This window comes from Bradyrhizobium erythrophlei (genome assembly GCF_900129425.1).
Lineage (GTDB): Bacteria > Pseudomonadota > Alphaproteobacteria > Rhizobiales > Xanthobacteraceae > Bradyrhizobium > Bradyrhizobium erythrophlei_C.
Genome location: NZ_LT670817.1, coordinates 8,982,978 through 9,003,155, shown reverse-complemented (window position 1 = coordinate 9,003,155; position 20,178 = coordinate 8,982,978). Strand labels below are relative to the sequence as shown.

16 protein-coding genes are annotated in these 20,178 nt (G+C 61.5%); 6 read left to right on the top strand and 10 right to left on the bottom strand.

The features are described from left to right. Positions 1-294 precede the first annotated feature (294 nt). On the top strand, positions 295-1,275 hold the full coding sequence (locus tag B5527_RS42825) for a hypothetical protein (protein ID WP_154072811.1): 981 nt from the start codon (positions 295-297) through the stop codon (positions 1,273-1,275). Here B5527_RS42825 and B5527_RS42820 read toward each other — a convergent pair. From B5527_RS42820 to B5527_RS42790, 7 genes are all read right to left on the bottom strand, one after another. Next, a complete protein-coding gene (locus tag B5527_RS42820; protein WP_079606874.1) occupies positions 1,272-2,555 on the bottom strand; it encodes an efflux RND transporter periplasmic adaptor subunit in 1,284 nt (427 codons plus the stop codon). The genes B5527_RS42825 and B5527_RS42820 overlap by 4 nt on opposite strands. Continuing rightward, a complete protein-coding gene (locus B5527_RS42815) occupies positions 2,552-5,734 on the bottom strand; it encodes an efflux RND transporter permease subunit (protein ID WP_079606873.1) in 3,183 nt (1,060 codons plus the stop codon). The genes B5527_RS42820 and B5527_RS42815 overlap by 4 nt, the downstream gene beginning before the upstream one ends. A gap of 61 nt (positions 5,735-5,795) precedes the next feature. Continuing rightward, entirely contained in the window at positions 5,796-7,268 is a 1,473-nt protein-coding gene (locus tag B5527_RS42810; RefSeq protein ID WP_079606872.1) for a YncE family protein, read from the bottom strand. Further along, positions 7,265-7,780, bottom strand: a complete 516-nt coding sequence (locus B5527_RS42805; protein WP_079606871.1) for a DUF305 domain-containing protein — start codon at positions 7,778-7,780, stop codon at positions 7,265-7,267. Before B5527_RS42805 ends, B5527_RS42810 begins: the two co-directional genes overlap by 4 nt. A 99-nt stretch (positions 7,781-7,879) precedes the next feature. Continuing rightward, positions 7,880-8,287, bottom strand: a complete 408-nt coding sequence (locus tag B5527_RS42800; protein ID WP_276329364.1) for a DUF305 domain-containing protein — start codon at positions 8,285-8,287, stop codon at positions 7,880-7,882. Between the two features lie 452 nt (positions 8,288-8,739). Next, positions 8,740-9,069, bottom strand: a complete 330-nt coding sequence (locus B5527_RS42795; RefSeq protein WP_245332448.1) for a cytochrome c — start codon at positions 9,067-9,069, stop codon at positions 8,740-8,742. Between the two features lie 13 nt (positions 9,070-9,082). Further along, positions 9,083-10,318 (bottom strand): molybdopterin-dependent oxidoreductase, encoded by a 1,236-nt coding sequence (locus tag B5527_RS42790; protein WP_079606869.1) that lies wholly within the window; start codon positions 10,316-10,318, stop codon positions 9,083-9,085. A gap of 238 nt (positions 10,319-10,556) precedes the next feature. Between B5527_RS42790 and B5527_RS42785 the strand changes: the two genes are divergently transcribed. Further along, positions 10,557-11,582 (top strand): aldo/keto reductase, encoded by a 1,026-nt coding sequence (locus B5527_RS42785; RefSeq protein WP_276329304.1) that lies wholly within the window; start codon positions 10,557-10,559, stop codon positions 11,580-11,582. 347 nt (positions 11,583-11,929) lie between these two features. On the opposite strand, the gene B5527_RS42775 is transcribed toward B5527_RS42785, so the two are convergent. From B5527_RS42775 to B5527_RS42765, 3 genes are all read right to left on the bottom strand, one after another. Further along, positions 11,930-12,499, bottom strand: coding sequence for a hypothetical protein (locus B5527_RS42775; protein WP_079606867.1), 570 nt, complete (start codon positions 12,497-12,499; stop codon positions 11,930-11,932). Between the two features lie 120 nt (positions 12,500-12,619). After that, on the bottom strand, positions 12,620-12,940 hold the full coding sequence (locus B5527_RS42770) for a hypothetical protein (protein WP_079606866.1): 321 nt from the start codon (positions 12,938-12,940) through the stop codon (positions 12,620-12,622). Further along, complete coding sequence (locus B5527_RS42765) at positions 12,941-13,330, bottom strand: hypothetical protein (protein WP_154072810.1); 390 nt, start codon at positions 13,328-13,330, stop codon at positions 12,941-12,943. Between the two features lie 84 nt (positions 13,331-13,414). On the opposite strand from B5527_RS42765, the gene B5527_RS42760 reads away from it, so the two are divergent. The 4 genes from B5527_RS42760 to B5527_RS42745 all read left to right on the top strand — a co-directional run bounded on the left by B5527_RS42760 (position 13,415) and on the right by B5527_RS42745 (position 19,940). Beyond that, positions 13,415-14,596 (top strand): efflux RND transporter periplasmic adaptor subunit, encoded by a 1,182-nt coding sequence (locus tag B5527_RS42760; RefSeq protein WP_079606864.1) that lies wholly within the window; start codon positions 13,415-13,417, stop codon positions 14,594-14,596. Then, a complete protein-coding gene (locus B5527_RS42755) occupies positions 14,593-17,706 on the top strand; it encodes an efflux RND transporter permease subunit (protein ID WP_079606863.1) in 3,114 nt (1,037 codons plus the stop codon). Before B5527_RS42760 ends, B5527_RS42755 begins: the two co-directional genes overlap by 4 nt. A gap of 222 nt (positions 17,707-17,928) precedes the next feature. Further along, entirely contained in the window at positions 17,929-18,477 is a 549-nt protein-coding gene (locus B5527_RS42750) for a phosphate-starvation-inducible PsiE family protein (RefSeq protein ID WP_079606862.1), read from the top strand. 191 nt (positions 18,478-18,668) lie between these two features. Next, positions 18,669-19,940 carry a cupin domain-containing protein gene (locus B5527_RS42745; RefSeq protein ID WP_079606861.1) on the top strand — a complete coding sequence of 424 codons (1,272 nt, stop codon included), beginning with the start codon at positions 18,669-18,671 and terminating at the stop codon, positions 19,938-19,940. Positions 19,941-20,178 lie beyond the last annotated feature (238 nt).

Here is a 20,178-nt window from a genome sequence, read left to right as displayed (position 1 = left end):
AGAGCCGGACGGCGCCGCCCATCTTATTCAGGGGGCACAAGACAAGGCGGCGCCGTCTGCTCTGCGGCCAAACCGGCCACCGCCTTTGGGGGCAAGGGCGGTGGGGCCGCTCATTAAAAAGATATGCTTGATAGATCGGCCGCACCACTAAATAGCATTTTAGAGTTGACGCACCGGCCGGGAACGTCGCGTGCGTCAGGAGGTCTGTAGCGAAACGAGTTCCCCCCTCAGCAGCCCGGTTGGGGCGATACGCCGGGGGTCGCCGCGGCACCCGTGGCGTTGGCCGGCGCCATCATGCCGGGCGTTGACAGATTCATTGTCACGCTCTCGGCGCATGCCGAGGTATTCGGCGTCGGCATCACGGCCATGGTCGGATCGATGCTGGTGCCGCCACCGCCCGTTGTGTCCGGCTGGATGGTGCCGGGTGGCGGGTTCGCCGGAATTTCCGGCGTCGAGAGTGGCAATGCCGCGCCATTGGTCGGCGGACCTCCCGGCGTGGAACTGCAGACGACGGTTGATGAGGTGCCGAGTGGGACCGTTGGCGAAGTGATCCCGGTCGTGCTGGCAACGATTGGAGTGGGAATGGTCCCCAACGCCGCTGGCGTCGTTGCGGTCGATGGCATCGTCGTCATCGTCGTTGTGCCGCCTGCCATGAATGGCGGAACCGTGCTTGGTATCGTGGCCGTCGATGGCGTCGGCGTGCTTGTGGACGCGGAAGACGTCGGTGGTGGTGCGAGCACCGGCGCTGCTACTGCCAACGTCGGGGGAATCGGGATCGTCGAGCCCGGAATTGTGGACAGGAAAGATGTAGCTGGTTGGGCCGACAGAAAAAACGGCGTTGGCGCGGTCGCACTGCCGGTCGTGGACCCGGGGGAGACAGGCGGCGATGCTGATATCGTCGATGTCGCAGATCCCGATGGCGCCGTCCCGGCTGTGCCGCCCGCTGCGGACATCGACGTAACCACGACCGGGGTTCCCGGCGTGATTAGCCCTGACGGGGTGGCACAGGTCACGACAGTTCCCGGCGTCGTAGGGTTCAAAGCCAGCGGCACCGGCGCCAGCGTGGTGCCGGGAGCGCCCGGCTGGGTCGTCGCCGAGAACGGGCTCGGGCCATTGAGCGGAGAGGACTGGATCGCCGCCGGCGTCGATGGAAGGCCCATGGCTGTGGTGCCCATGGTGGAGATCTGCGCCAGGCAGGCATGGGCGCCCAGCAGCAAGGTGGCCGTTGCAAGCAGCACGCGTCGCATCGCAATTCCTTTCTTTGCGCCGATCTAGCTCGTCCGCTCTTTGCGCACCGAGCGCACCGTTACCTTGGCGCCATCCGCCAGGTCCACCATCGGATTAAGGATGACCTGATCGCCCGGCTTGACACCGTCGTGCACCTCAACTTCCTTGCCGAAGTCACGCGCGATCGTGATTTTCTGCAGGTGGGCGGTGCCGTTCTCGACCACCGCGACATGCAGGCCATTCTGATCGAACACCACGGCGTCGGCCGGTATGATCATCGATGGCGTCTTGCGCGGAATATACAGCTCGACCGTACAGTAAATCCCGGGACTAAGTGCGCCATCCGGATTGGGAACGTCGATCTCGGTCAACAACGTCCGGCTGCCGGGCTGCAGGGCGCTCGCGATCCGCGTGACCTTGCCTGGAAAGCTGCGATCCGGAATCTCGGGAACGCGGACCACCGCATCCACGCCGGGCCCAACTCCGAAAGCCTCGTCCTGCGGAATAAACACCTGGGTGCGGATGACGTCGGGATGCATCAGCGTGAACATGAAAGTCGATCCGGACGTTACCAGGCTGCCATTGTCGATATTGCGCTGGGTGATTACGCCGTCGAACGGCGCTACGACACGCTGGTAGGCCTTCTCCTGCCCGAGGACTCGAATCTGGGCCTCCTGGGCAGCAATGTTCGACTGGGCCACTCCGACCGCCGCCTGCTGGGCCTGCAGGGTCAGGCGATCATTGTCGCCCTGCTGCAGCGTGAGCCAACCCTGCTTGACGAGATTGCTGTCGCGCGAGTTGGTGACCTGGGCGAGATCACGGCTCGCCTGTGTTTGCTGCAATGTAGCCTGGTTCTGGGCCAGCGTCGCCTGGGCTTGCGTGATCTGGTGGTCGAGCTCGGGAGCGGTGATGTCCGCCAGCAGCGCGCCAGCCTTGACCCGATCGCCGATATCGACATAGCGCTTTTCGATATAGCCGCTGGTGCGCGCGAAAATATTCGCCGCCTCAAACGCCGTGGTCGTCGCGGGCAAGGTGACGGTGATCTTGTCGTCGCCGGCGCGGACGGCAGCCACCTGAACGTCGGGAACAGCGGTCTGGATCTGGTGGGTGGTGGCAGCGACGGCAAGTTCGGCCTGGTAATGGCGCCAGCCGCCTATTCCAAGGGCGCCCACCAGCAACAGCAGCGCGCTTGCGCCGAGCAGCGCGCCGCCGTAACGACGTCGCCGCTTGGGGGGCGTCGTGTTCGGTAGCTCAACGACGCGATCGGTGCCGGGATTATCCCGGCCTTTAACAGCTTCTCTCTCCGGCCGTACACTGGTCTCGGTCATTGTGGAACTTCCTCGAATACGCCATGGTGAGGCTTTCCGTCGTTGCCTTTGCGCAGCATGGCGAACAGGTAAGGCACGATCAGCAATGTTGTCGGCGTCGCGAAAAGCAGGCCGCCGATGACAGCGCGGGCAAGCGCGGCGTTCTGCTCCTCGCCGGCGCCGCCGATCGCCATCGGGATCATGCCGACGATCATCGCCGCCGCCGTCATCAGCACGGGACGGATCCTGGTGTGACCGGCGCTGATCGCGGCCTCGAAGGCGGAATGTCCTTTCAATTGCTGCTCGCGCGCGAAGGTCACCAGCAGAATCGAGTTCGCGGAAGCGACGCCAACCGCCATGATCGCCCCCATCAGCGACGGCACGTTCAGCGTGGTGCCGGTGATGAACAGCATCGTGACGATCCCGCAGAGCGTCACCGGCAGCGCCAGGATCACGACGAACGGGTCGCCAAAGGTCTGGTAGTTCACCACCATCAGCAGATAGACGAAGACGGCGGCGAACAAGAGCCCGATGCCCAGGTTCCGGAAGGAGTCATTCATGCTCTGGATCTGGCCGACCACCTGAATTGAATTGCCGGCCTTCAGTTCCTTCTGCAGCTCCGTCGTCACCTTCTTGATGTCGGCTGCGACACCACCGAGATCGCGGCCCTGCACGCTGGCATAGACGTCATAAACCTCCTGAATATTGGTCTGGTTGGAATTGGTTGGAACCTTGTCCCGCTTGAACGTCGCGACATTGCTTAGCATGCCCGGGACGACTTGGCCGCTGACCGCCAGCGAGGTCGAAACCGGCGTGTTCTTGAGCGCATTCAGCGAGTTGACTCTGTATTCCGGGGTTTGCACGGCAAGATAATACGGAATGCCCGAACTAAGATCGGTCCAGAAATTGGGCGACACCTGCACCGACGAACTCAGGCTGACATTGATGTTGGTGGCCACCGTACTGGCATTGAGGCCAAGCTGTGCGGCGCGGGTCCGGTCGATGTCGGCGTAGAAAGCCGGACCATCGACTTCCTGCTGCAGGTGCGCGTCGACAATGCCGGGAATCGCGGCAAGGCGCTGACGGAGTTTCTTTGCCAATGGCAGGTTATTCGGATCGGAGCCCACTGTCCGGACGTCGATCTGCGACGGCAGTCCGAAGTTCAGGATCTGCGTTACCATGTCGGCCGCCTGGAAGTAGAACGTGTCTTCGGGAAACGCGGCGGGCAGCACCTGACGCAATGTCTTGACATAACCGGCGGTCGGCTTGTGGCCCTCCTTCAGCTGGACCTGGATGACACCGTCGTTGATTCCGATCGTGGAACCGTCAGCGAATGCCAGATTGTAGGCTCGCGCCGGCAGCCCGATATTGTCGATAATGAGCGCGCGATCCTTGTCCGGAATGACTTCGCGGATCTTGTCCTCGACCTTCTGGAATATCGCCTCGGTGCTTTCGATGCGGGTCCCGGCGGGAGCGCGAACGTGAAGCTGGATTTGGCCGCCGTCGATGAGCGGGAAAAAATCCCGACCGACGAGCATCAACATCACTGCGCCGAGACTAAGTATCAACACGGCGACGACAGGCACGATGGCCCGTCGCCGAAGCAGCGTGGTGAGGACTTTCTTATATCCATCCCGCAGACGCTCGAAGCCGCGGTCGAAACCGGCGGAGATCCGCGAGAAGAAGCCTGCCGGGGTCCCGTCATCAGTGCCGTGACGCTCACTCTTGAGCAGCAGGCCGATCGTAATCGGCGTCAGGGTCCGCGACAATCCGTAGGAAGCCAGCATCGCAAATACGACGGCAAGTCCAAGTGGCGTGAACAGGTACTTGGCCGGCCCATCGAGGAATACCACCGACGTGAACACGCAACTGATGGCGAGAGTCGAAACCAGCGTCGGCACTGCGATCTCGGCGGCGCCGTGCAGCGTCGCCTCGGGAAGCGGCATGTGCTCTTCGGTCCACAGACGGTGGGTGTTCTCGATGGTGACGGTCGAATCGTCGACCAATATGCCGACCGCCAGCGCAAGGCCTCCGAGCGTCATGGTGTTCAGCGTCTCGCCGAGAAAGTACAGAGCGACGAGCGACGACAGGATCGCCAGCGGGATTGAAATCATGACCACCAGCGTCGAGCGCCAGGAACCGAGAAAGATCAGGATCATCAGCGCGGTGAGGGCAGCCGCGATGGCGCCTTCGCGCAGCACGCCGTTGACCGAGCTGGTCACGAAAACCGACTGGTCGAACAACTCGTTGATCTGCATGCCTGCCGGCGCGGCGGGGCGGAACGCCTCCAGGGCCTGCTTCACGCCGTTGACGACCGCCAGCGTGGAGGCGTTGCCGTTCTTGATCACGCTGAGCAAGACCGAGCGGTGGCCGTTCTCGCGCACGATGTTCTGCTGCACCATCGCTCCGTCGCGTACCTGCGCCACGTCCTTCAAAAGGACCGTGGCGCCGTTGACGAACTTGACGGGTATCTTGTTGAGATCATCGATCGTCGCCGGAGTGGCGTTGGTTCGCACCGTGTATTGTGTGTTTCCGATCTTCGCGGTTCCCGACGGCAGCGTCAGGTTCTGGGTATTGACCGCATTCACGATGTCGAGCGGCGTCAGTCCCCGGGACAGCAGCTTGTCGGGGTCAATATCGACCATGATCTGCCGATACTTGCCACCGGCCGGCGTCGGCAGCGTGACGCCGGGAACCGGCGCCAGTTCCTGGCGAATGTGGTAAATGCCGAAATCGTAGAGCTCCTGCTCGTTCAGGCTGTCCGAACTGAGGCTGAGCTGCAGCACGGGAACGCTCGACGCATTGTACTGCACGATGATCGGCGGCTCGATCCCGGGTGGCATCAGCGCGCGAATCGAATTGGTCGCGGACACGACTTGCGCAATCGCGAGGTCGAGATTGACGTCGGGCTGGAAGTAGAGCTTCTGGACCGACAGACCGTCCAAGGTCTGGGCTTCCATGTTCTTGATGCCGCTGACGTTGGCGCTGATGGAATATTGGCTGTAGGTGCTGACGCGCTGTTCCATTTCCGGCGTGGTGAGGCCGGTGTATTGCCAGATGACCGTCACCACCGGAATGCGGATTTCCGGAAAGATATCCGTCGGCATCGACCGGATGGCGGCGATGCCCAGAAACAGGATCAGGGCGGCGACCACGTAGAACGTGTGCGGAAATCGCAACGCAAAACGGACAATGCCCATAATCTGTATCTATCCTCCACACTCGCACCGGCCCGGCGATTTGCGCCATGGCCGGCGTTCGCTATTTCAACTGAACCTGCACGACGGGACCGGGCTTGTCTGGACTACCTTCCGCGATCGCCAGATAACGCCGCGGCATCTGCCCTTCTCCCTGCACGATCTGCCGGATCGGTCCCACGGTATTTACGATTGCCGAACCCGCCGGATTGGTCATGAAGGAAGCGATCACTTCCAGCCTGCCTTTCCCGTTGGGTTCGCTCGAAAGCGCCAGCACGTAAGGCATCTTCGGCTGCAAGCCCGTGGCGGATGCCTGGAATATCTGGGTCAATCCCTGATCGAACAGCGACACGCTGGTCGGAGCATTGTCCGCGTTTCCCTCCGCCTTTCCGCCGGTAACAGGGGAAAGCACGAGATGCGTGGCGCGGCCCGCCAATTCGAGCGGCTGCAGCCCCTGGGTGCCATCGCCTTCCGGAACGGCATTGGGAACATAGGTGATGGCTTGCGGCGCCTGGCCGATCTGGCTGGTCGCGATCAGCTTGTTGGTGGCGGTATCGATCGCCGCGATTCCGTCGGCATTTTCCAGTCCGACGTAAACCCGGCTGCCGTCGCCGGATGGCCAGACCGCATGGGGCAGCTTGCCGACCGGGATCGTCGCCACCTGCGAGAAGTCGTCGGTGCGAAACACCTTGACCTCGTTAAGTCCGCCGACCGTTACATAGGCGAAGGTGCCGCCGGCATTGCGGGCGAAATTGACGTGGTTGGTGATCGGACCGGTATCGATCGACTTCAGCACTGAAAACGGCTGCTGCGCGTCGAACACCATGGTCCGGCCGGTGTCCTTGAGCGTCATCCAGACCTGCTTGCCGTCGGGCGTGGCGGCGATGTTCGGACAGAACGGGCTGTCCTGCCTGACGTGGCCGACGATCTGATGATCGGCAACGGTAATGACGACCGCCTCCGGATTGAAAGAGGAGCAGACATAGCCGTATTTGCCGTCGGGCGAGAAAATCTGCATGCCCGGTCCGGCCGGCACCTTGATACGGGACTTCTCCGCGAAATTCTGGCCGTCGAGCACGGCGACATAGTCCTCGCCGCGGACGGTGACCCAGACCTCGTTGCCATCGGGCGTAAAGAACGCTTCGTGCGGCGAGCGGCCGACATAGGTGGTGTGCTTGACCGCGTTGGTCGCGGTATCGATGAAGGTCACCGAGTTGCTGCCGATCGAAACCACCGCAATGGTCTTGTGGTCCGGCGAGAACCCCATGCCGTGCACAAGAACCTGTCCTTTATAGAGCGGGCTGAAATTGCCCGGCTGCGGATCGCCGAGGCGGATGACGCCGACAAGCTTGTTGTCGACGGGATCGGTGACCGAGACCGTGTTGGAAAACTGGTCCGCGGAATAGACGCGGTCGCGATGGCTGACCGGAATGTCCGGATCGAATGCCGCTCCAGGCGCCTGGCCGGCCCAGGCTGCCGTTGGCCCGATGAGGCAGACACCCGCGAGAATACCTAAATTCAAAGAGCTGCGCTTCATTGAGGCTCTCCGGCTTTTCGAAATGACGCCAAGAAAGGCACTGTGGAAGAACGTGGGGAGGAACCCGATACTTGCGTCGGGGACGGCACCGATGGCGGCAACGGGTCGCCGATCGCCAGCCGCATCGCCGCGATCTCCTGCTGTTGCGTGACGATGATCTCTTGCGCCAGCCGCCTGATCTGCTCGTTGTGGCCGTTGCGCAGCACCGCTTGCGCCATGTTGATCGCGCCCTGATGGTGCGGCGTCATCATCGAAACGAAATCGCGGTCGACGTCGCCGGTCGGCTTGATCACCATCCCGGACATCATCTTGTTCACCGCCGTGTCGTTTTCCGAAAGGAATGGCGTCTCCTCGGGAAAGGCTGCTTCGGTCGCCGTCGAGCAGATCGTAAACGGCGAGATCACGAAAGGTGGCCGACTTTCCCGCCCCACCAAAAATGCAGCAGCGCCGACCGCCGCGACGCTACCCAACAAAGCGCGAAAGGAAATCGACGCCGGCAACAACGACCTCATGTGGAATCCTCCGCGGCCGTCGGTCCTGCACCGGAATTCGGGACATCGTCCGGCAGGAAGTCACCGCAAGAAGAGCGCGGCTGATTGCGAGCGGCCCCTTCAGTTGTGAGGCTTGGCATCATGAGCAATCCCCATCGTTGCATGCGACGCCGCCGGTGAATCTGAAGGCGGTGCGGACTGTGACGCCGAACCTGCCGGGAGCGGTTGTTCGTCATCGACGGCCAGCCGCATCACGGCTATCTCGCTCTGCCGGTTCGCGATGATTTGCTGCGCCAAACGGCGGAGCCGTTCGTTATGGCCGTATTTGAGTTCAGCCTGCGCCAGGTCGACCGCGCCCTGATGGTGCGGCACCATCATCGCGACGAAATCCCGGTCGATATCGCCGGTCGGCTTGACCATCATGCCGGTCATGTCGGTCATCATCTTGCTCATCGCGGATTCATTTTCCGACATGAACGAGGGTTCGGCGGAATTGTCCGTTTGATCGGCGACATATTGGATCGGCATGGTTGCGCGGACTCGATGCGCCAAGCCTGGTCCATGAACCATGACAAGCGACGTCGCTGCCACCGAAGCCGTGGTCGCAAGGTAGATCGCACGTTTGCGGATGAAGGAGCGCGAGAACAACGTCATCTTACCTCCGAACAGAAGAACCATTGCGCGCGTGGACTTTCCACGTCCCCGCCCGGCGTTTCCCTGATCTTTCTTGGAGTTTCGCCCTAACAAGCTCCCGCCACAGACGATACGTCGGGAGCCGTCAGAACATGGGCGCGATACGCAAGCTTCTCAATTAAATACCAATTTAGGATCGCAAAGCCGGATTCAAAACGGGAAGCATCAAATCTTGCGCTCGGTAAAATCCGTGATCCGATCAAAGATCGGTGATTGTCCGGATGCCCGGACGCAACATCAGGTGAGGACGCCGTACCGACCGGCGCGCGATTTCGGCGGCCGGGCCGCTATTTCACGCCCTTGCGGCTGGCAAGATAGTCAACGATCGGCGCGACGTCCTCGGGGGCGACCGGAGCCTTATAGGTATTGATCATCTTGTCGACCTCGGCCGCCCAGGCCTGCTTCGACAACTCGGGTTGGTTCAACACCATCCCGGCCGAGTGACAGGCGAGGCAGTTGTTGTTGATTGCGTCCGAGCCCGGACCGGGAAACATCCTGTCGCTGTCGGGCAGATCGACCTTCACCGACTTCAGTTCGGAGATGGGCGAGGCGTCAGCGACCAACGGCATCGAGGCCGCGCTCAACAGAGCGACGGCCGGCAGCAAAGCGCGAAACATTGTCATCCCTCCATCAAGCCGCGATGACATCGACCGGTTCCACGACATTGCGCATGAAGCCGGCGGGGTTCCAGTTCGGCGTTTCGGGTTGCGCAACCCCGTTGCTGTTGGTGCAGCGGGTCAACAAGGTGTACGCCCCGGGCGAAGGCAGCGTGAACCGGGTCTCGAACTGCCGAAATCCGTATTTGCCCTGCTCTTCACCCAACTGTGTCTGGCGCCAGCTTTTGCCGCGATCGATCGAGTAATCGACGCTTGCCACGCCGCAATCGCCGCCGAACGCAATGCCGCGCAACGTGGTCTGCGCAGCCGCCTTTACTTTCTGGCCCGAGGGAATGTTGGTGACAAAGGATCGCGGCACCATCCGGTTGATCGGAATCATCTTCACGTCCGTTTGGCCGGGCTCGATGCTGGCGTGCGGCGTATCGGGAATGGTGTAAGCGACTTTGGTCCAGTAATTGGTGTCGGGTTGATCGAGCACCTCGATATCGGCCAGCATCTTGACCCAATAGGTCGCATACCATCCGGGCACCACCAGCCGCAGCGGAAATCCGTTCACCAATGGCAGTTGCTCGCCGTTCATCGCATAGGCGACCATCACTTCGCCGTCGCGCGCGTGGTCGATGTCCAGAGACTTCATGAATTGCGGCGCATCCGCGACAACCGGCTCATCCAGGCCTTTGAACCGCACCTGCACGGCGCCCGGCTTGACGCCGGCTTTGTCCAGCAGATCCCTCAGACGGAATCCGGTCCAGCGCGCGTTGCCCATGGCGCCGTTGGCCCATTCGCCGCCGGGCACGCGGGGTTCGAAGAAGCCGCGCGAGTTGCCGGAACACTGATTCACCGCGGGGATTTCCACGCTCGGCAATCCCTTGAGGATATCGTTCAGCGACAGCGTCAGCGTCTGATTGACGTGGCCGCGCACGGTCAGGCTGAATTTCGCGACATCGATGTCGGTCGGGATCACCGCCCAGTGCCAGCGTACATAGAATTGATCGTTGGGCGTGAACACGCCCTTGTCGAAGACTTCAAACGGCGTCTCCAGCAGCGGTGGACGGGTCCGCTGCAGGATCATCGGCCCTTTCTGCGGAAACGCGGTCGTGATCTGCCGAGCGCCGGGACCGCCGGGTAGCGGAAGGTCGATCATCGTTTGTGCCCAGGCGGGCTTTGTCAGCGTCAAGGCTGCCGTGCCTGCCGCGCCCAGCAGCCGCCGTCGTGTCATGGTGTGAAGGAGAGCACTATTCTCGGCCATTTTACTCCTCCGGAAATTTCGTGTGCGTCATCGGCGGACGTTGATCGGCGGCGAACCCCACGATCCCCGCCGATCGCCTCGGTTAAATCAATTAAAAACGAGTTTAGAGATCGCCGGCACAATAAACCGTTATTTAGTAGAACTCCTGCGCCGGCGAGATCATGTGTTTAGCAGGCCGTCGAATTCAAGTGACGCGCTCCATCGCTGCGCCGCTGCCGAGAGCAGGAGTTGTTGAGCAATGAACCGCAACCAGTCCCATCAAGCCGACATGGAGTTCGTCGATATTCCCGGCACCTCCATTCGGGCTTCACGCGTCGCGCTCGGAACATGGGCGATCGGCGGCTGGATGTGGGGCGGCAGCAACGAGAGCGACGCCATCAACGCCATCCAGGCGGCGCTGGACCGCGGCATCAATCTCATCGATACCGCGCCTGTCTACGGCTTCGGCCGTTCGGAGGAGATCGTTGGCAAGGCACTGGCCGCTGATGGGCGGCGCAAGCGTGCTTACATCGCCACCAAGGTTGGGCTCGACTGGAAAGACGGCAAACCGTTTCGCAACGCCAGCAAGGCGCGGATCATCAAGGAAGCCGAGGATTCCCTGCGTCGTCTGCAGACCGACGTCATCGATCTCTACCAAGTCCACTGGCCGGACCCGAACACGCCGATCGTGGAAGTCGCTGGCGCCATGGGCGAGCTGTACCGCGCCGGAAAAATCCGCGCCATCGGCGTCAGCAATTTCAGCCCGGCCCAGATGGACGAATTCCGCAAGGTCGCGCCGCTGCACGCCGCTCAGCCGCCCTACAACCTGTTTGAACGCGCCATCGAAGACGACGTGCTTCCCTATTGTCGCGAGCGCGACATCGCGTTGCTGGCCTATGGCTCGCTATGCCGGGGGCTGTTGTCCGGCAGCATGTCCAAATCGAGCCGCTTCACCGGCGACGACCTACGCAAAAACGATCCGAAATTTGTCGCGCCGCGTTTCGAACAATACCTTGCCGCGGTCGAGAGACTGGACCGGTTCGCGCAGGAACATTACGGCAGGCGGGTGATCCATCTCGCCGTGCGATGGGTACTCGATCGCGGCGAAAGGAATATCGCACTGTGGGGCGCGCGGCGCGCCGACCAGCTCGCGCCGATCGCCGGCGTCACCGGCTGGCACATCGACAGCGCTGCGATGGCCGATATCGACCGGATTCTGCAGGAGACGATCAGGGATCCGGTTGGTCCGGAGTTCATGGCGCCGCCGGATCGGGTCGCTGCCTAAACCATTGCTTCAGCTCATGTCGGGGAAATTTCAATGAAAGGAATTTGGATTGCCGCAGTGGGCCTGCCGTTGTTGTGCTGCAGCCCCGCGTTGGCCCAGATCGACGAGCCGCTCACGGCGACGACTCCGCTCGGCGCGACCTCTCCGCTTGGTATCAGCCCATCAGTCGGCCCGGCGGGAATCCCGCTGGACGCCACCGAACTCTCGTCACTCGGAGTCAGTCCGACACCCACCACCAGCGTAACGGGCACAATTGGAATACCAAGCACCGGTGCAATCACAAGCGGAGGCACGACATGTTCGGCCTCGGGAGTTTTGCCGTCGGGAATGTACGGATCCACCGCGACTTATGACGGCGGCGGAACGGCAGCCGGAACCGCGGCGCCCGCCACCGCGGCAACGACGGACCCGACGGCGACGCCCGGAACATCAACATCGTCGCAAATGTCAGTTCCGTCAGTTCCGGCGGGAATGTCAACGTCCTCGGGAATGCTGGACACCTCGGGAATGTCCGGAATGTGCGGCTCAGGCTCAAGCAGCGTTGCTTCGTCGTCGACTCCAACGTCAACCGCGCCCACCACGCCGGGCGGCTTCGCTCGAACCGGGATTCCGTTTGATTCCACGGAGATCAGCAGTCTAGGGGTTAGTTCCGCACCGGCCGTACCGATCACAGGCGTGCTGCCCATCGTAGGAAGCGTGCGCGCGCCTTCGTTGGCGTCAACAATGCCTACGACCGCACCTGCGCTCACAATGGCACCCCCGCCCATTGCGAATGCTGCTAGTGGGAACTTTTCCGGGAACACCCTTGCTCCCCCGTCTTCCACAATTAATCCGAGTGGATCAACATTAACTTCGAGAATATTCGGCAGGTGAATGACTAATGAGCCGAGTCTGACCAGCGGGACCACCCGGACCATCGGAACGTCAATCGCTCCGCGGGCCCTTGAAACGTTCTTTAACTGTGAGCGAGAGCTGACCATGAAAAGGAAAGTCGTTGTCCCCGCTGCCCTGCTGACTGCGGTGCATGCGGCTGCTCGTTACGTAATCCTTCCACTGTCACCGGGGAGATCCTCCATGAGATCCTTCTTGGTCGCGACAGCTTTGCCCTTGCTGTGCTGCAGCCCCGCACTCGCCCAGGTCGGCATGCTCACGCCTCCGCTCGGCGCCACCTCTTCGCTTGGATCGCTTCCTGGTGCGCCAGTCGGCCCGAACGGCTTGCCGCCGACGGGCGTATCACCCGAAATCAGTCCGGTGCCCAATGGCGTGACGGGCACAATCAACGTTCCAAACACAAGCAGCGGTACGGGATGTTCGACCGTGGGGGTTTCGCCATCGGGACTGTACGGATCGACGGCCACCTACGATGGCGGCGGACTGCCCGGCGGAAGCACCGGCGCGACGGCGGGCACCATGGCGACGCCGGGAACATCAGCGTCTCCGGGAATCTCGACGTCGTCCGCGGTCTCGGCGACGTCGGGAGTGTCGACAACCTCAGGAATGCTGGACACGTCGGGATTGTCGGGAATGTGCGGCTCCGGCTCGAGCAGCCTTGCGGCATCGTCGACTCCAACGACAACGTCGTCGCCGTCCATCACGACGGCCAGCAGCGCTCGAGCCGGAGTCCCGTTGGGATCGTACGAGATCGGCAATCTTGGAGTTAGTCCCTCATCGGCGCTGCCGACGACAAGCGTATTGCCCATAACGGGTAGCGTGGGGAGTCCAGCGCCATCGGTACCAACGATGCCCACTGTTTCACCTCCGGCCACTGCTTCATCTACGACGGCAGGCACCACCCCCTGAAACAATTTTCTCATCTGTGAGCGAGACCGGCCATGAAAAAGAAAGTCGTTGTCCCCGCTGCCTTACTCGCTGCCGTACTTGCGGCCGGCGGTCTGTACTTCATGCATTATCATCCATTGGAGAAGGCCGTTGCCGCGCCCGCCCCACCGCCCGCGGCACCTATCGTCGCCGGGACGGTCGCCCAGCATGACGTGCCGATCTATCTTACCGGCGTCGGCACGGTGATTGCGTACAACACCGACGTTGTGCGCGCCCAGATCCAGGGGCAGATCATCAGCATCAACTTCACCGAAGGCCAGTCCGTGCATACCGGCGACCTGCTCGCGCAGATCGATCCGCGTCCCTATCAGGCCCTGATCGACCAATACACCGGAAACCTGCAACGCGATCAGGCCCAGCTCAAGAATGCCCAGATCAATCTCACCCGCTACAGCCAGTTGGGGGACAAGGGCTGGGCCACTCCACAATTGATCGAGACCCAGCAGGCGCAAGTGGGGGAGTTGCAGGCGGCTATCAAATCCGACCAGGCGCTGATTGACGCCGCCAACGTGCAGCTCAGCTATACGCGCCTGACGTCGCCGATCGATGGAGTGGTCGGGATTCGTCAGATCGACGTCGGCAACATCATCAGCCCGTCAAACACGAACGGCCTGGTTGTCGTCACGCAGCTCCATCCGATTTCGCTGATCTTCACTCTGCCGGAGACGAGTCTGCCGCAGATTCAGCAGCAACAGCAAAAAACCAAGACGCCGCTTGCGGTTCTCGCCTACAACCAGGATGATACGATGCAGCTGGATCAAGGCCTGCTCGGCCTCGTCAACAACGAGATCCTGCAGACAACCGGGTCGATCCAGCTCAAGGCGAATTTTGACAACAAGGCGAACAAGCTCTGGCCGGGCGAGCTCGTCAATGCCCGGCTGCTCCTCGATGTCAGGCATAACGGCCTGACCGTTCCCGCTGCGGTCGTTCAGCAAGGTTCGAAAGGACCCTACGCTTACGTCGTCAATCCTGACGGCACGGTGGCAATCCGTCCGATCAAGGTCGCGCAAATCAGCGACGGCCAGGCGCTCATCGATGCCGGTCTCACGGCCAACGAGCAGGTCGTGGTCGACGGACAATACAAGCTGCAGCCGGGCACGCACGTCACACTGCTGCACGGCCAGGCGGCACAGGAAGCGGCCGCCCAGGACGCACTGCAGGCGCCGATTCCATGAATATTTCCGCACCGTTCATCCAACGGCCGATCGCGACCGCTCTGCTGATGGTAGGGTTATTGGTGGGCGGTCTGGTCGCCTATCCGCTATTGCCGGTGGCGTCGCTTCCGAACGTCAACTATCCGACGCTTTCGATCACGGCCCAGTTGCCGGGCGCCGATCCGCAGACCATGGCATCGACGGTGGCGTCGCCGCTCGAGCTGCAGTTCGGTGAAATTCCCGGCCTCACCCAGATGACGTCGGCGAGCGCGCTCGGCTATGTCCAGATCACCCTGCAGTTCGATCTGAACCGCCCCATCGACGGGGCGGTCGCCGACACGCTGTCGGCGATCAACGCTGCGACCGCCTATCTGCCGAAGAACCTGCCGTACCCGCCGCTGATCCGGAAGGTCAATCCGGCCGAGACGCCGATCCTGGTGCTCGGGATCACCTCGGACAGCCTGCCGCTGACCGTTGTCGACGCCTATGCACAGAATATTTTGCTGCAAAAGATCTCGCAGATATCCGGAGTCGGCCTCGTCGGCGTCGGAGGTGAGCAGCAGCCGACCGTCCGCGTCCAGGTCGATCCGGAGGCGCTGGCAGCCCGCGGCATCAACCTTGAGGACGTGCGCACGGTGCTTGGCCAGGCCAATGTCGACCTTCCGAAAGGCACGCTCAACAGCCCTCGCCAGACTTACACGCTCAACACCAACGATCAGTTGTTTCATCCTGAACAATACGATGATCAGGTCATCGCCTACCGCAACGGATCGCCGGTCCGCATCCGCGATATCGGCCACGCCATCAGCGCGGGCGAGAACGAGCTGATCGCCGGCTGGTTCAACAACCAGCGGGCGGTTTTTCTAGCGATCCAGCGCCAGCCTGGCGCCAACGTCATCGAGACCGTAGGTCGGATCAAGGCGATGCTGCCTGTGCTCGAGGCCTCGATCCCGGCCGCGGTCAAGGTGAATGTCATTTCCGATCGCACAACGACCATCCGCGCATCGGTCGCCGACGTGCAGTTCACGTTGATGCTGACCGTTGCGCTCGTCATCATGGTGATCTTCATATTCCTGCGCAATTTCTGGGCGACCGTGATCCCGGCCGTTACCGTGCCGCTGGCGCTGGTCGGCACCTTCGCGGTGCTCTACGAAATGGGCTACAGCCTCGACAACCTCTCGCTGATGGCCTTGTCGATCGCGGTCGGCTTCGTGGTCGACGACGCCGTCGTCGAGATCGAGAACATCGTAAGGCATATGGAGGAGGGGCTTTCGCCGTACGACGCGGCGATGAAGGGGTCCGGGGAGATCGGCTTCACCGTCATGGCGATCACGTTCTCGCTGATCGCCGTGTTCATTCCGCTGTTCCTGATGAGCGGCTATGTCGGGTTGCTGTTCCGCGAGTTCGCTGTGACGGTGAGCGTGGCTCTCGTTCTCTCATTGGTGATCTCACGGACACTCACGCCGATGATGTGCGCGTACCTGCTCAAGCCGGAGAGCAAGCAGCACGGATGGCTTTACCGGGTGTCCGAGCGCGGCTTCGATGGCATTCTGCATGTCTATGAGGCAGGCCTCAAAATCGTGCTGCGACATCAATTCATCACGCTGATGGTGATGTTCGGCACCATCGCGTTGACCGGTTATCTCTACGTGATCATTCCCAAGGGCTTCTTTCCCCAGCAGGACACCGGATTGATCCTCGGCCAGTCCGAGGCGGCGCAGGATATCTCCTTCCAGGCCATGGAGGAACGCCAGCAGGCCCTCCAGAATGCCATCGTGCGGGATCCGGCCGTCGAGACAGTTGGAGCAGCGGTAGGTGCCGGCGGTGGCCTCTACACGCTCAACGACGGCCGCGTCTTCATCCAGCTCAAGCCCAAAAACCAACGCGACCCGATCGACAAGGTGATCGCGCGGCTGCGGACCAACCTCGCCAAGATCCAGGGCATCACGCTCTATATGCAGCCCGCGCAGGACATCACCATTGGCGCGCGGCTGAACAAGACACAGTTCCAGTACACCTTGAACGACGCCGATCCCGGCGAGCTCGCGCACTGGTCGCAGCTGTTCCTCGACAAGATCAAGGCGGTCCCCGGCGTCACCGACGTAGCCACCGACCAGCTCAATGCCGGACCGATGCTCGACATCACCATCAAACGCGAAGTCGCCTCGAGCTACGGCATCCTGCCCTATACGATCGACAACACGCTCGACGATGCCTTCGGCCAGCGTATCGTCTCGACCATCTATACCACCCTGCAGCAGTACCACGTCATTCTGGAGGTCAACCCTAAATTCCAGTATGGACCCGAAGCGCTCAACGGCATCTATGTCAAATCATCGAGTGGCCAGCAGGTGCCGTTATCCACGCTGGTCGATACCGTGGTGAAGGTCGCGCCGCTCGTGGTCAATCACCAGGGCCAGTTCCCCTCGGTGACGATCTCGTTCAATCTCGCGCCGGGCACCGCGATCGGCACGGCCGTGAGCGGCATTCAGAAGGTCGAGAAAGACCTGCACCCGCCGCTCTCGCTGCAGACCAGCTTCCAGGGCAACGCCCAGGCATTCGGAGCATCGCTGAAGAGCACGCCGATTCTGATCGTCGCATCGCTCTTCGTCATCTATCTCATCCTCGGCGTGCTATATGAGAGCCTGATCCATCCGATCACCATCATCTCGACCCTGCCGTCGGCCGGCATCGGCGCGCTGCTGCTGCTGATGGCGGTTCACATGGATCTGAGCGTGATCGCGATCGTCGGACTCATATTGCTGATCGGCATCGTCAAGAAGAACGGCATCATGCTGGTCGACTTTGCCCAGCATGTCGAGCACAGCGAAGGGTTGTCGGCCGAGGAATCCATGTATCAAGCCTGTATCCTGCGCTTCCGGCCGATCCTGATGACCACGATGGCGGCGCTGCTCGGCGGCGTGCCGATGATGGTGGGTACTGGGGTCGGCTCGGAGATTCGCCAGCCGCTCGGTTACGCCATCGTCGGCGGCCTCGCCCTGTCGCAGATTCTCACTCTGTATACGACGCCGGTTGTCTATATCTATCTCGACAAGCTGCAGACCCGGCTATTCGGGGAAAAGAAGAACCAGGCGCCATCCGGCCACACCGCGCCGGCGCCCGCCGAATGAGCGAGGATCGCAGCCGCCTCCAATGCCGCCACCCGTATCGGTTTGCCCAGCATCCGAATGGACAGGAGGCGCGGATGGAGGAACGGCCTGACAACATAGGCGGATGGACCTTCAATTTAATGGGTCGCGCGCCTGCTGCATATCGCTTCGCACGCCGGGCCCTATTAATCGGCCAGCGACCCGGGGTCGTGCGAAGACCGCGAGTGTGAAGGAATCAAAGGGATGGCGAGCGGACCCTCTGAAAAAGGTCGTGCGATCCGGCTTTCGACCGAACTGTTCCTGCATATCGAACTCGTCGTCTATGTGGCACTCGGCGTACTTTTGTCCGTGACCGCATTGCTCACGCTCGGGAGCGCGGCGCTGCTTCTGTTGGAGGGAATCCGTGACTGGAGCGGCACCCGCGCGGTATTCGTCATCGTCGATCGGCTGATGTTCGTACTCATGCTGATTGAGATCCTGCATACCGTCCGGGGTTCCGTCCGTTCGGGCACGTTGACACCCGAGCCGTTCTTGATCATTGGGCTCATCGCTTCGATCCGAAACGTTATCGTCATCACCCTGAAGTCATCGGGCGTAACCTCGGACGGACTCGCGCCAGTTGAAGGCGAGATGTTGTTCCGCTCCTCAATTGTAGAACTGGCAGTCTTGGGGGCGCTTATTTTGATCTTCGTGGTTTCGATTCATCTGCTTCGGCGGGGTCGCGCCCTCACCAAGAGTGGGGAAGAGCTTCCCAGCAGACCAGGCGACGCTACGCCGATGCCTACCGAATGACTCAGGATCGCCGCCGTTCCAAATGCCGGCACTCGTGTTCGTCCGCATCCGAATGGAGAGAAGGCAGCGATTGCGGGATGTCTGACAGCATCCGCTGGGCGGATATTTCTAAACCTCAATTTAATGGCGCACGAAAAGCTCAGGGCTATTTTCCTAGCTATTCAAATTTCGTCCACATAGGAGTGACAACAATGTTCTCAAGACGCGACATGTTGGCGGCGACGGCCGCAGGCGGCCTGGTGACGGCAGCGACAATGACCACGGCGGATGCCACCACTCCGGTGAAGAGTGATATTACCTTCGGCAATCCGAACGATCCGCCGCAAGGTGCAGTCAACGCCAAGAATCCAAGGAGCGTCATCGATCCCGGTCCGCAGAATCCGGCCATCAGGGACCAGTTCCCCAACGCATTTTCCCCGCCGCCGACCGACGTCGGCAGCATGCCGCTGACCTGGGCGTCATTCAACAACGCGCCGCGGCGTATTCAAAATGGCGGCTGGGCGCGCCAGGTAACACAAGACTCCTTCGCGGTCGCGGACACCATCTCCGGCGTGAACATGCGGCTGACGTCCGGCGGCATCCGGGAGATGCACTGGCACCAGTTTGCAGAGTGGGCCTACATGACCTACGGCACTTGCCGAATCACCATCCTCGACGAATTGGGCCGGCCGTATATCGCCGACGTCAAGGAAGGCGACCTCTGGTATTTCCCCGCCGGCCTGCCGCATTCGCTGCAGGGGCTCGGCCCGGACGGCTGCGAGTTTCTTATATGTTTCGATGAAGGCAAGGCCTCCGAGTTCACCACCCTGTTGGTGTCGGAATGGTTCACACATACGCCACCGGATATTCTCGCGCAGAATTTCGGTGTTCAAGCCGAGACGTTCCAGGATATTCCGCTGCGCGACCTCTACATCTTCCAGGGCAAGTTGCCCGGCGATCTGGCTGCGGACCGCGAAGCGGTAAGCGGAAGGGGCGCGCCGCCGCACCCGTTCACCTTCTCGCTCGGATCGGGAGCCCCGGCGCGGGAGACCAAGGGCGGTACCGTGCACATTGCCGACAGCCGCAACTTCACCGTTGCCACAACGGTCGCCGCCGCGCTGGTAACGGTGCATCCCGGCGGCTTGCGGGAGATGCACTGGCACCCCAACGCCGATGAGTGGCAGTACTGGATCAAGGGCAAAGGGCAAATGACGGTCTTCAACACCGGCCCAAACGCCGTCACCATGGACTTCAACGCGGGCGACATCGGCTACGTCAAGAAGAACCTCGGACATTATATCAAGAACACGGGCGACAGCGACTTGCAGTTCCTCGAAGTGTTCAGAGCTCCCTATTTCGCGGATGTCTCCCTGTCCGACTGGATTGCCCGTACGCCGCCGGCGATGGTTGCCCAGCACCTGAACGTGAGCGAGGCGACGATCGCAAAATTCCCCAAGAACAAGCCGGAAGTCATGCCGGAATAATCGGATCACGGCGCACATGTGGCTTTTGCCAAAGGCAACGTGCCGCCCCTCCGACTTCGGTGGCGCGTCTGCCAAGATCGTCCATGGCACCGTGAATGTGCGGGAGTTCAGGAAGCGGTTCGGCGTAAAGCGGCTCGCAATGAGTTCGGATTAAATCAATCCGAACTCATGATCGCGCCGGCTTCGAGCCAATAGCGCAGGATTACGCGAAACTCCTTTCGCGTTTTCGGTACCGCGA